The sequence below is a fragment of the Myxococcus faecalis genome (assembly GCF_050039385.1).
In the GTDB taxonomy this organism is placed as follows: Bacteria; Myxococcota; Myxococcia; order Myxococcales; family Myxococcaceae; genus Myxococcus; species Myxococcus fulvus.
The window spans coordinates 2,746,444-2,758,615 of sequence record NZ_CP144336.1 but is presented as its reverse complement, the minus strand read 5'-3'; the positions used below and the strand labels follow the sequence as shown (position 1 = coordinate 2,758,615).

The window sequence follows — 12,172 nt, the reverse complement described above, 5'->3', positions numbered from 1 at the left end:
TCATCCGTTGCATCGGGCCTCCGTGAGGAAGGCATCCAGGTGGGCCTGGACGCGCTGGAACTCACGCAGCACCAGGTTCAGCTCGGCCTCTCGCAGGGCCGTGCCGCTCTGCACCAGCTCCAGGCTGCTGCCTCGGCCCACCTCGAACGCGCGGCGGGTGAGCTGGTCGGTGCGCTCGGCGAGGTCACGTGACGCCACCGCCGTCTTCACCAGGGACTCGGCCACCTCCACGCTCCGACGTGCGCGTGCCATCTCCACCGCGACGTCGCGGCGGGTGTCCTCCAGTTGGGCCTCCGCCTGTTTCTCCAGGCCCGCGCGCTCGCGCACGAGTCCTTCTCGCAGGCCACCCTCCCAGAGTGGCAGGGAGAGCACGGCGGAGACGCTCCACGTCGCGAAGCGGCCGAAGCCCGGCTCCGTGGTGAGGCCGAGGAGCGTGCTGCTGACACCGAGGGTGGGGAGATATCCCGCGACCGCTTGTCTCCGACTGTCACGAGCCGCGGCCACCTGCGTCCGCGCCGCCACGAGGTCCGCCCGCGCGTCCAGGTTCTCCAGCGCGACGCAGTCCCGCCGGGTGTCATCCACCAGCCCGTGCAGGTCGAAGGATGGGTCGACGCCTATCGACTCTCCGAAGCCGAGCGCGAGTCCCAGCGCCTCGCGAGTCCGTCGCAGTTGCTCGTCCCCCGCGACGAGCGCGCCGCGCGCCACCGCCACGTCCTGCTGGACGCGCACCACGTCCAGTTGGTTGCCCGCGCCCAGCTCGAAGGCGCGCTGCGTGAGGGCGGCGCGCTCCAGGGCGCGCAGCAGGCCGACACGGTTCATCTCGGCCGCGCGTTCGGCGGCGACCGTGGCCACGAGGGCCTGCGCGAGCCCGAGGACGAGGCGACGGCGGAGGTCCTGGAGCGTGGCCACCGCGCCGGCCTCGGCTTCTCGCGCGGAGGACAGGCCTCGCCACGCGCCCGGGTCGACGAGCGACTGGGTCAGCGTGGTCGTGAGCGTGAGCGCGGGCTGGGTGGCGGTGCGGTCGTCCCCTGCCGCCCCGGGAAGAACACCTGGGGCCAGGGAGGGATTGAGGAGGTCCTGGGCCACCGCCACCTGGGTGCGTGCCTGGGGCAGCAGCGCCGAGAGCGCCTGTCGCCAGCGGCCGCTCGCGCGCTCCACGCCCGCTTCGGCGCCGCGCAAATCCGTGGACCGTTCCCGGACGAGCGCGAGCGCCTCACCCCAGCTCCTCACGAGCCGGGGTGCGGGAGGGACGGGGCTGAGCATCGCGTCCTCGACCTTGAGCGGAGGCAGCGGCTCGGCGTGTGTCGGAACGGCGACGAGGACGAGGGCGAGCGCCAGTCGACGAACGCCCCGTGAGTGGTGACTCACGATGGCGTGCCGCCCACGGCCGTCTGGGGGGCGCCGTCATCCTCGGTCGCACATGACGCCAGACCGACGGCGAGGAGAAGGACAGCGCGCCGCTTGCACGACATGGGACATGCCTCCAGGCAACAGGTCGTGGAGGCACGGTGCCCGCGCGAGCAGCACGCGGGTGGAGTGTTCTGTCAGCGGGCCCGCGCGAGCGGCGAACGGGGTCCATCCGTCGGCGAACGGGACCGGCGAGTCCCGCTCAGTCGCCGCCGAGCGTCCGCCGGAAGAACGCCACGGCCTCCGCGAGCGTCCGAGCTTGCGAGGCCCCTCGCGTCCCGGGCGTGGCGTCCCGACACAGCATCTCCGCCACCTTGAATCCGAGCTCCGTGCACCGGGGCAGGAAGGTGAAGTGCGCCGCGTCCTCCAGCACCACCGTCTTCGCCGAGGGCAACAGCTTCGCCAGGTGCATGCCGTTCTGCGCGTGGGGCATCAGCTCGTCCCCCTGGGCCAGCACCAGCGCCACCGGTACGTCGATGTCCGCGACGTCCCGCGCCTCGTAGCTCCCCGCCATGCCGGGGGCCATGGAGAAGGCCGCCCTCACCCGGGCATCCTTGTACGACGCCCGTGCCACCGCGAGGTCGATGCGGCTGTAGTCCACATCGCGCAGCTCATCGCAGCCCGGGTGCGCGCGCGTCTCCGGCGAGGTGCACCCCTGCATGATGGGCGACAGGTTGAGCCGCGCCCCCACCAGCGCGAGCGCCGTGTAGCCCCCCATGGAGTGTCCCGCCGCGCCGATGCGCCCGGCATCCACCCGGGGCCCCCAGACCGCGTCCTTCGACACCGCATCCAACAAGGCCGTGAAGTCCTGGGGCCGCTCCCAGCCGCGCACATAGCCCTCGGGGCTCGTGTCGCCATAGGTGTTGCCGGGGTGGTCCACCGACATGACGATGAACCCATGGGCCGCCAGGTGCGCGCCGAACCACGACATGTTGATGGCCGCGCCGCCGTTGCCGTGGGACAGGACGACGAGCGGCCAGCGCGCGTGGGCCGTGGACACCGGCGCGTCCTTCGCGGCGACGAAGGGCACGAAGATGGGCGACGTCGGGTGCTCCTCCATCCGCGTGCCCTCGGCCGCCGGATACCAGACCACCGTCTTCAACACCCGCTGGCGCGCCGCATCCGTGTAGCTGAGCGATGTGAAGCCCACCGCATGGGCCGCGTCGGCACCGTCCGGTGACGCGGCCGCCACGCCGGGGGCGGGGCGGGAGGTGGCACATCCACCCATCAGGAGCGCGAGCCCGAGGACTCCCGAGCGAAGGTGGGCGAAGTGGGGACGGGGGGCTCGAAGTGGACGAGGGGCCATGGCGCTCAAGGAACGCTCCAGGGGGGGCCCGATTGCAACCTCGCCTTCTCGCCCGTCCCCGATTTCACCCCAAGGCCGTCTCCGCTCGACTCAGCCGCGAGCCGGCAGCGGCAGGGTCGGAGCGGTGCGCTTCCACGCCTCGAGCTCCTGCACGCGGCCGAGCCACGTCCGGACGTTCGGAAAATCCCCGAGCGGCAGGCGCGCCGGTCCTGCGAGCGCGAACCCCGCGGCCAGCGAGAAGTCCGCGAGCGTCAGGCGCTCCTGCGAGACCCACGTCTTGCCCGCGAGGTGCTCGTCCAGGAGGCGTGCGTACTTCGCGAAGAGCGCTTCCCCCCGCGCGACCTCGGCGGGGTCCGGCGGTCCACGGCCCGTCATCGCCTTCACGAAGTTCTCCTGGACCAGGATGGTGCACGCCGGCGCCATGTGCGCCGAGCACCAGAAGAGCCAGCGGCTCACGTCCGCGCGCCCGCGCGCCTCCGTGGGGAGCAGCGTCTGTCCCGGTGTCAGCTCGACCAGGTACTGCATGATGGCGCGAGACTCCCAGAGCAGGAAGCCGTCGTCGTCGAGGACGGGGACGAGCCCGTTGGGGTTGCGACCCAGGTGCGACGCCGCGCGCTGCTCGCCCTTGGGCAGGTCCACCATGACGCGCTCGAGGGGCACGTCGAGGTGGGTGGCGACGAGCAGCACGCGGCGCGAGTTGCCGGACATCGGATGGAAGTAGAGTTTCATGAGCGGAAGCTCTACGCACCTGGAGTGACAGGGGGATGTCAGGATACTTCGCGTGGGGGCCTACGGAGCGGAAGGCTCCGGAGCGAAGCGGCCCCAGTAGGTCATCCGCCCCACGAAACCACGGGTGGGCCGTCCGCACTCCGGTTCTCCCGTGGAGTGGGCGGTGACGGTGGTGCTGCCCAGGTGGGTGGTTCCATTCCAGGGGCCCAGGTACGTCGCGGAGGCGCTGACCGGATTGTTGAAGCTGGGGGCCGGGTCGAAGGACCTGGCTTCGAAGCAGATGTTGTAGTCGCCGAGGTCTGGCTCGACGCCCGGCGCCCAGTAGACGACCTCCGGCCCCTTCCCATCCTGGTCATCGAAGACGAACAGCTCCTGTCCCTCCGGTCCTGGGTTCTGGGCGCTGTAATGGATGCCGCCGGGGGCCCTCACGATGAGGTCTCCGTTCCCCGGCCGGCTCCAGGACAGGGTGAAGGCCAGCTTGCCGATGGTCTTGCACACGCCACGAGCACAGACATCCCTCCAGCCACAGCGATTGCCGCAGCGTCCGCAGTTCTCCTTGTCCGTATACAGGTTGAAGCACTGATTGCCGCAGACGGAGTGGGGCGGCCGGCAGACGCCCTCCCAGCAGAAGAAGCTTCCCGGCCTGTTGATGCAGGAGAAGCCCGCGGCGCAGTTGTCGAGCCGTTCCGCGCACTCGTCGATGTCCGTGCAGACGCTGGGGGTGCTTTCGCACCTGAACCCCGCCTCCTTCTGGCAGTCGCGGCTGCATCCGTCCCCCGAGGTGCGGTTCGCGTCGTCGCACGTCTCGCCTTCGTTCGGCTGGCCGTCGCCACAGGTGATGCCGTCGGAGCCCATGTTCCGCACCGCGTCCACCCCGTAGAGCGCGAGCACGCCTGTCATCCGCACATAGCGATAGGGGACGGGCTTGTCCTGGTACGGCACTGTGGTGGTGTGCGTGCCCAGCTCCAGGTTCGCCAGCCGCAGCGGGCCGGTGCTGATGACGCTCTTGTCCGCGCGCAGGAACTCCACCCACGTGAGGACCTCCACCGTCGCGTTCCGATAGGAGACCTCCAGGTCTCCCGTCCCCTCGGTGCCCTCTCCCATGTCCAGCACCAGCGCCGCGCCAGGGAGGCTCAGCACCAGCGCCGCCTGTCCATCGGGCGGACCCAGCGCTTGCGCGGGTTGGAGCACGCCCGCCGTGGAGGTCGAGTCCACGGCTTGGGCATACGATGGCTGTGACGCCAGCGGTGTCGGGACCGGGCCGGCGCGCTCCTCTGGGACGAGGCGGGTGAGCGCCGCTTCGTCAGTGGCGGGCTCGAGCCCACCGCTACAGGCTCCCATCAGTGTCAGGACACACGCCGTGCCCCACCCCTTCGCGAAGAGAGTCTTTGTCTCGGTTTGCATGTCACGCTCCGATGGCCCGCTGTCAGGAGATGGCGCCCGGGCATGAGCCTTCCCCTCGGGGAAGTCGAATCCACCCCGAGCGCGAGTCTTCCATTTCGGGCGCACGGAGCCGCGGCGGTGTCGGCCTCCTGGTGACTTGCGGACGCTGACTCCGACTCGGAGGCGGCGTCCGCTCGTTCAGGGGCGGACAGGCGCCGCGCTACTGCTCGACGACGAACGTGGTGGAGTCGACGCCGGAGTTTCCGGTGGCGGGGTCGAACGCCGTCACGGTGACTTCGTAGATGCCCGGCTGCTGCACGGACAGCGCGGCCTCGTAGGTGCTGGTCTTCCCGGCGAACTTCAGGGGGACCTGGGAGAGGGGCTTGCCGTTGTGCTTCACGGAGGCCCGCAGCTCGTACCGATTGGAGTCCCAGATGCCGTTGGGCTCGGTGGAGCAGCCACACATGAGCACCAGGTTGGCGCGGAGTGGCACGGTGAGCTTCTTGTCGGCCGGCAGCTTGATGAACTCCTGCGCGGACGGCGTCACCACGTCGACGACGAAGCCGGGCAGCTCCAGGATGAGGCCATCGCCCTCGACGTGCTTGCCGGGCAGGAGCCACAGTTGCGTCGTGCTGGTGGCGAGCGCCTGCCGCTGCGCGAGGGGCCCCGAGACCTCCACCGTCACCTGGGTCGGCTCGGTGAGGTCCACCGTGGCCGTGTACTTCGCGGAGGCCTCGTCCGCGAGCGGCGCGCCGCGCACCTGGGGCTGCTTCATCAGCGTCTGGGTGTTGCCCGTCGAGCCGGCGGTGACGCCCTGGGTCAGCACCTGACCCGTCCGTGCATCGCGGAGCACCACCTGCACGCCGCCCATGGACGTCCCGACGAACTTGCCGTCCCGGGCGCGCGCCCGGACGACGAGCCGGGTCTCGACGGCCAGGCTCTCCGTGGCGAACAACAACAGGGTCCAGAGGATGAGGCTGCGCATGGCTTGCTCCGTGGCGGAGATGCTTGGGCGAAACCGCATAACATGGCGGACGCTCGAGGACCGCGTCGTCGAGGGGCTGGATGCCGAAATCGATGATGGCGCCGCCATGGACAGAGGTCACGTTGCGTCTGCTCGGGGAGCTTCGTCCCTGATGCTCGCGTGACCTCCGCGCTACTCGGCGAAGGCGTCCTCCGTCGAGCGCAGCGCGGTGAAGATGTCGCTCTGGGTCTCTCGAAGCGCCTTGGGGACGCCGCGAGCCATCGGCGCGAGGAGCCAGAGCGGTGGCCCACCGTCGAGCTCCCGCTCCAACTGCAGCCGGGCATCTCCATGCGCGAGGAAGGACGGGAGCGCGGCCCTCCCAAGCCCCACGCAGCACGCGTCCCGCATGGCCAGGAGTGAATTGCACGTCACCGCGCCCGGCGAAGCCCCGGGCACCTCGCGCCACCAGCGCATCGAGGACTTGGCGCGCAGCTCGGCGCTCGGCTGGAGCCAGTCCGCATTTCCGCCCTTCGCGCGGTAGACGCCGACCTTCAGCCGCCCGAGCCTCCGACCGCGCAGCGAGCCGCTCGGGTTCTGGCCGGGGCGCAGCGCCAGGTCGACCTGGCCGGGCAAGAGCTCCAGCTCGTCGTCGCTCACGAGGACCTCCACCGCCTGCGCGGGGCGTGCCTTCGCGAGCGCGCGGAACAGGAGCGGCGCCAGCACGTCGCTGGTCGTGACGACCACGGTCCGCTCCCGACCCCGCCGCTCGGACCCCAGGAAGCCCTCGATGTCCCGGGCCGCATCGCGCATGGGCGCGGCCCGCTCGGCGATTCGCAGCGTCAGCGTGCCTGGCACCAGGCGCGCACCCCGCGCGAAGAGCGCCGTTCCCAGGCGCGCCTCCAGCGCGGCGATGCGTCTGGAGACGGAGGAGTGGCGCAGCGACAGCTCGCGCCCCGCGGCCTCGATGCTGCCAGTGCGGACGAGCGCCTCGAGGGTCTGAATCTCATCCCAGGAGATGTGCATGGGCGCACATCCTCTGTGCGCCCACGCGCAGGTGTCAAACGAGGCGTGCCCGGCTATCAATCCCACCACGTAGGAGGACGCGCTGATGGCCCGCCACCCCACCTTCCGCCGCTCGGGCACCGGGTCGCCCGACGACGCCTCCCAGGCGCACGTCGTGACGCTCTCCCGTCGAGCGTTCGTTGCCGGGAGCGCCGTCGCCCTCTCCGGCTGTCGCACCGAAAAGAGCACGCCCATGCCGCACCTCGAACACCGTCCGCTCGCCTCCCTGCCCCGAACCACGCTCTCGTGGCTCTCGCTCCGTGACCACTTCGTGGCGACGGTGGGGCCCCAGGCCGGACGGGGGAAGCCGCTGGGGCCGCTGCTCGTCCTCGCGGACGCGACGTTCGCGCCGAAGTCGCGCTTCCCGCTCCATCCACACGAGGAGATGGAGATCCTCAGCATCGTCGTGGACGGGACGCTGTCCCACCACGGAGACCAGGCGCACGGCGCCACGATGGGCGCCAGGACCGCGCAGTTGATCTCCGCGCGGGATGGCATGGTGCACGCGGAGGGGAACGACACGGACAGCCCCACGCGGATGCTCCAGCTGTGGTTCCGGCCGAACACCCATGGGGGGCCGCCGGTCTACTCGTCGCGCGACTTCTCGGGGGGAGGGCGCCAGCTCATCGCGGGCGACGAGGGCATGTCGCTGCGCGCGGACGTGAAGGTCTGGTGGCTCCCGCTCGCCGCGGGCCGGTCGGAGCGGCTCACCATCGGCCGTGCCCGTCGTGGCTACCTGCTCGCGACGACGGGGCCCGTCCGGGTGGAGGCGGTGGGAGGTGGCTCGGGCGTGGACCTGGCGCTCGGCGAGGGCGCGCAGCTGGGGGAGGGCGAGGTCCAGCTGAGCGCGGCCACCGGGAGCGCCGCCATCTTCATCGACGTGGCCTGACGCACGCTGGGCGCGGGCCGCGTTTGATATGACGGCCCGATGTCCCCCCACCTGGCAACGCGCGTTGTCCCGCTCGACGAGCTCAAGGCCCGCTTCGAGGCCGCGAACGAAGCGGAGACCTTCAGCTGGTTCGTCCAGAACCTCGAGCACATCCAGGAGCGGGCCGGGCAGCACGACAATCCCGTGCCCGAGATTCATCTGGCGACCGGGCCCGTGCGACTCGAGAAGCTCGTCCCCGAGTCTCCGTGGATTCTCGTGGTGGATGGCGACCTCGAGGTGGCCGGCGACATCGACCTGTCGACGAGCCCCTACGACATCAGCTTGTTCGTGGTGTTCGGCGAGGTGCGCGCCAGGAACCTGCGCTTCAGCGGCAGCGCGTGCTGCTACGTGACGAAGTCGGTGGAGCTCACGGGCGGCTGCTTCGGAGACCACGGGGACGAGTCGGCCGAGTTGCACACGGCGCGCTTGAAGGCCCGCGTGGTGATGCTCGATGGCCACACGGGGGTGAACGCCACCGAGCTCGACGCCGTGGTGTTCGCGGGCGAGGGCTGGGGCCTGCCGCTCCACTTCACCTCGAAGGACGTGGCCGCGGAGTTCTTCGTCCCCGAGGCGCTGGATGAGGACGGCTACCACGAGGAGTCGGTGTGGGAGTTGATGGCGAGCGGGAAGGACCCGTTCCTGCCCGGCGCATGGGAGAAGCTCCGCGCCCGGTACGTCGAGGCCGAGGCCCGGCTCAAGCCCCTGTGAGGGGCGCCGTGGGGGCGAGGCTGCGCCGGACGGGCACCGCCTCCCGCCGCCGCGAGGCCATCACGGCTCACCCCCGCGAACCGCGGCCTCACAGGAGCCGAACGTCTCGCCCAGCACCGTGAGCATCGCGCGCAGCGCCGCGCTCGGGTGCCGCGCCGCCGGATAGACGGCGAAGGCCTGGTGCGGGGCTGGCGCGAACGGTTCGAGGACCTCCACCAGGGCGCGCGTGTTCGCCTGCGCGCGGGGCAGGCGCGCCAGCCCCGCCCCCGCGGTCGCCAGCGCGCACAGCACCTGGAAGCTGTTCACCGCGATGGCCGGCCGGATGCCCACGGGCCGCGTCCCGCTGAACGCCCAGGTCATCGGTGAGGTGGAGCTGCCCATGCTCAAGCACCGGTGCGCCGACAGCTCGCGAGGGTGCTTGGGTCTGCCCGCCTTCTTGAGATAGGCGGCGCTCCCGAAGATGCCCACGTGCGAGGGCGCGCCGAGCTTGCGGGCGATGAGCTGCGAGTCCCGGAGCGGACCGACGCGGATGCACAGGTCATGTCCCTCCTCGACCATGTTCACCTCCCTGTCGGTGAGCTCCAGCTCCAGCTTCACCTGCGGATACCGCTGCGCGAAGGCCGCGAGCACCCCGCCCATCAACCGCTGGCCGAGCTCGACCGGCGCGCTCATGCGGAGCCGTCCGCTCGGGTGCGCCTGCAGCTCGTTCACCAATGCCTCGGCGTCACGCAGCGCGGCCATGGCCGGCGCGACCTCACGTTGGTAGCTGGCGCCGATGTCGGTGAGCATGACGGTGCGCGTGGTGCGCAGTAGCAACTGGACGCCGAGCTGCTCCTCGAGCACCGCCACACGCTGGCTGACCGTCGACTTGGGCAGGGCCAGCGCCCGCGCGGCGCCCCGGAAGCTGCCGCGCTCGACGACCTCCAGGAACGCGATGATGCCATTCGGGTCGACTGTCCGCATATCCGGACAGTGTATCCAATTCAGGTTCGATTGTCCGGAAGCCTTCGTCCGCGCATGTTCCGCGCATGGCACTGTTCACTCCCTACGGATTGGGTCGCATCACGCTGTCGAACCGCGTCGTCATGGCGCCCATGTCGCGAAGTCGCGCCATCGGCGGGACGCCCAACGCGTTGATGCGCGACTACTACCGGCAGCGGGCGGAGGCGGGGTTGATCATCACCGAAGGGACGAGCCCCTCGCCCAATGGCCTCGGCTTCGCCCGTGAGGCGGGCATCTACAGCCGCGAGCAGGTGGCCGGCTGGCGTGAGGTGACGGACGCCGTGCACGAAGCGGGCGGCCACATCTTCGTCCAGGTGATGCACTGCGGCCGTGTCGGCCACGTGCTCAACCTGCCGCCGGGGGCGCGACTGCTGGCGCCGGGCGTGGTGCCGGCCCAAGGAGACATCTTCACCGACGCCCAGGGGCCCAGGCCCATCTCGACGCCCGAGGCGATGACCTCGCGGGACGTGGCCCAGGTCCGACGCGAGTTCGTCCAGGCCGCGAGGAACGCCATCGACGCCGGCTTCGACGGCATCGAGCTGCACGGGGCCAATGGCTTCCTGTTCGAGCAGTTCTTCAATCCGCACCTGAACCCGCGCACGGATGCCCATGGCGGCAGCCTGGAGAACCGCGCGCGGCTCCTGGTGGAGGTGGCACACGACTGCGCCGAGGCGATTGGCGCGGACCGGGTGGGCGTGCGGTTGTCGCCCTACAACACCCACGTGGACATGCCCCTCTACGACGACATCCACGCGCTCTACACCTACGTCGCGGGCAGGCTGAGCGGTCTGGTCTATGTCCACGTGGTGGGCAACTCGCACCAGGCGTTGCCGATGACGGTGAAGGCGCTCCGCGCCGCCTTCGGGGGGACGCTCATCGCCAACAGGGGCTTCACGACGCAGAGCGCCCAGGCCGCCCTCGCCGCCGGACAGGCGGAGCTGGTGGCCTTCGGTTCGCCATTCATCGCGAACCCCGACTTCGTCACGCGCGCACGAGAGGGGCTCCCCCTGGCGGAGATTCGCAAGGAGCTGCTCCATGCGAGTGGCGCGGAGGGGTACACGGACTACCCGCGCGGCACGCCCTCCGCGAGGTGAAGCGCGAAGCGCACCCGAGGCGCGGGCAAGCTGCCAGGTCCGCACCGGAGCCGGTGCTCGCTCGGGCCCGGGTTCCCACGAATCCGACGGTGGAGGAATATGTCCGGCGCGCGCCAGTCGTTCATCGAGGGCCGCGGGTTGGCCATGGAGGCTTCGATGCGATGGTCCGGAGTGATGCTGGGGCTGTTGGGGTTCGTGGGATGTGCCGGCCCCACGCGAGGCCTCGCGACCCAGTACAACCCTGAGACGGGCCAATACGAGGTTCCGGCGGAGGAGCTCGTCTACCAGGTGCCCGTCGAGGACGCGATGATGACGGCCCGGCACATCCTGGAGACGGGCCGCTTCGACGTGCTGGAGAAGGAGGGCGGCCTGGAGATGTTCTCCTCCTTCATCCCGGACATCTCCCCGCCGGAGCGCTTCTACATCCAGGGTGAGCGGCACGGCCCCCGACAGTCCGTCGTCCGCATCTTCCGCCTTCGCTACGTGCATGACCCGGCGTTCGCCTCCGAGGTCCGCGGCACCCCGAGCAGGCAGGTGGATATCATCGCCGACTTCAAGGGCCTCCCTGGCCTGGAGGGCTACCGGCCGGCGCAGGGCCTTCGCGACATGGGCGTGGAGCAGCGGCTCCTCGCGGCGCTGGAGATGGCTCCCGCGCTGGAGCTGGTGGGCGGCAATCCTCCCCTGCCCATGCGCTCGGTGGTGATGGAGGGAGGCAACGAGGAGGAGCGCGCCCCCGTCGCTCCGCCCTCCTGTGGTGCTCCCGTGGAGGGCGCTTCGTCGCTGTTCTCCGCGGGCGGCGTCCTGCTGGTGGCGGACCCGCTGGGCACACAGGAGGTGCCGTCCGTGGCGCTGCGGATGTTGTGTGAGGCCACGTCCCGGGAGTTGCCAGTGACGCTGGCGCTGTCCATCCCCGACGTGGAGCAGCCGCTGCTGGAGCGCTATCTGGGCAGCTCCGGCGACTCCTCCGCGTTGCAGGAGCTCCTCTCGGGGAGCGCCTTCTGGCGCCGGGTGTACCAGGACGGGCGCAGCAGCCGCGCCATGCTCTGGCTCGTCGAGCAGGCGCGCCGCCTGCGCGTCTCCGGCAAGGACGTGGCCGTGGTCGCCATCGACTCCGACAAGGCGCACGGCAACGAGCGCGAGGAGCGGATGGCCCAGGGACTGTTGAAGGCGCAGGCCAGGCGCCCCCAGGCCTGGACGCTGGTGCTCACGGGGAGCGTCCACGCTCGCACCACGCAGGTGAGCTGGGATGGGGACCTGGAGCCCATGGGCTCGCGGGTGGCGAAGGTGCTGCCCTCGGTGCGAGCGCTGGACGTGGGCTTCCGGCGCGGCACCCAGTACGTGTGTCGCTACAGCGTCTGGGAGGAGGACGTGGAGTGCAACGTCTTCGGCATCAGCCCGTCGCTGGAGGCGCGACAGGCCACCGCGCAGGACGCGGGGCTGAGGCTCTACCCCGCCCGACAGCCGGATGGTTTCTCCGGCCGGCTCTACGTGGGCGCGTTGACCGCGTCACTGCCTCCGCTCCAGGCACCGCCGCGGCCCGAGCCCGTCAAGACGCCTGTGCCCGCCACGAAGTGACGTGACGGTAGACT

General features: G+C 70.8%; 11 protein-coding genes. 4 read left to right on the top strand and 7 right to left on the bottom strand.

Annotated elements, in window-relative coordinates; translation table 11 throughout:
• The 6 genes from VZQ01_RS10785 to VZQ01_RS10760 all read right to left on the bottom strand — a co-directional run bounded on the left by VZQ01_RS10785 (position 1) and on the right by VZQ01_RS10760 (position 6,812).
• A complete protein-coding gene (locus VZQ01_RS10785; RefSeq protein ID WP_426747781.1) occupies positions 1–1,368 on the bottom strand; it encodes a TolC family protein in 1,368 nt (455 codons plus the stop codon).
• A gap of 241 nt (positions 1,369–1,609) precedes the next feature.
• Complete coding sequence (locus VZQ01_RS10780) at positions 1,610–2,713, bottom strand: alpha/beta hydrolase family protein (RefSeq protein WP_426747780.1); 1,104 nt, start codon at positions 2,711–2,713, stop codon at positions 1,610–1,612.
• Positions 2,714–2,803: 90 nt separating this feature from the next.
• Positions 2,804–3,442: a glutathione S-transferase family protein gene (locus tag VZQ01_RS10775; RefSeq protein WP_223747845.1), complete on the bottom strand. Its 639-nt coding sequence runs from the start codon at positions 3,440–3,442 to the stop codon at positions 2,804–2,806.
• Between the two features lie 60 nt (positions 3,443–3,502).
• Positions 3,503–4,657, bottom strand: a complete 1,155-nt coding sequence (locus VZQ01_RS10770; RefSeq protein WP_223747846.1) for an EGF domain-containing protein — start codon at positions 4,655–4,657, stop codon at positions 3,503–3,505.
• A 388-nt stretch (positions 4,658–5,045) separates the two neighbouring features.
• Positions 5,046–5,810 (bottom strand): hypothetical protein, encoded by a 765-nt coding sequence (locus VZQ01_RS10765; RefSeq protein ID WP_426747778.1) that lies wholly within the window; start codon positions 5,808–5,810, stop codon positions 5,046–5,048.
• Positions 5,811–5,981: 171 nt separating this feature from the next.
• Complete coding sequence (locus VZQ01_RS10760) at positions 5,982–6,812, bottom strand: LysR family transcriptional regulator (RefSeq protein ID WP_426747777.1); 831 nt, start codon at positions 6,810–6,812, stop codon at positions 5,982–5,984.
• Positions 6,813–6,897: 85 nt separating this feature from the next.
• Here VZQ01_RS10760 and VZQ01_RS10755 point away from each other — a divergent pair, with 85 nt between their 5' ends.
• Both VZQ01_RS10755 and VZQ01_RS10750 read left to right on the top strand, forming a co-directional pair.
• On the top strand, positions 6,898–7,740 hold the full coding sequence (locus VZQ01_RS10755) for a pirin family protein (RefSeq protein ID WP_426747776.1): 843 nt from the start codon (positions 6,898–6,900) through the stop codon (positions 7,738–7,740).
• Between the two features lie 39 nt (positions 7,741–7,779).
• Complete coding sequence (locus tag VZQ01_RS10750) at positions 7,780–8,487, top strand: hypothetical protein (protein ID WP_426747775.1); 708 nt, start codon at positions 7,780–7,782, stop codon at positions 8,485–8,487.
• A 60-nt stretch (positions 8,488–8,547) separates the two neighbouring features.
• On the opposite strand, the gene VZQ01_RS10745 is transcribed toward VZQ01_RS10750, so the two are convergent.
• The gene (locus VZQ01_RS10745; RefSeq protein WP_426747774.1) at positions 8,548–9,450 is read right to left on the bottom strand and encodes a LysR family transcriptional regulator; all 903 of its coding nucleotides are present in this window, start codon (positions 9,448–9,450) and stop codon (positions 8,548–8,550) included.
• A gap of 65 nt (positions 9,451–9,515) precedes the next feature.
• Between VZQ01_RS10745 and VZQ01_RS10740 the strand changes: the two genes are divergently transcribed.
• Both VZQ01_RS10740 and VZQ01_RS10735 read left to right on the top strand, forming a co-directional pair.
• A complete protein-coding gene (locus VZQ01_RS10740; protein WP_426747773.1) occupies positions 9,516–10,583 on the top strand; it encodes an alkene reductase in 1,068 nt (355 codons plus the stop codon).
• A gap of 156 nt (positions 10,584–10,739) precedes the next feature.
• Positions 10,740–12,158, top strand: a complete 1,419-nt coding sequence (locus tag VZQ01_RS10735) for a hypothetical protein (RefSeq protein ID WP_426747772.1) — start codon at positions 10,740–10,742, stop codon at positions 12,156–12,158.
• Positions 12,159–12,172 lie beyond the last annotated feature (14 nt).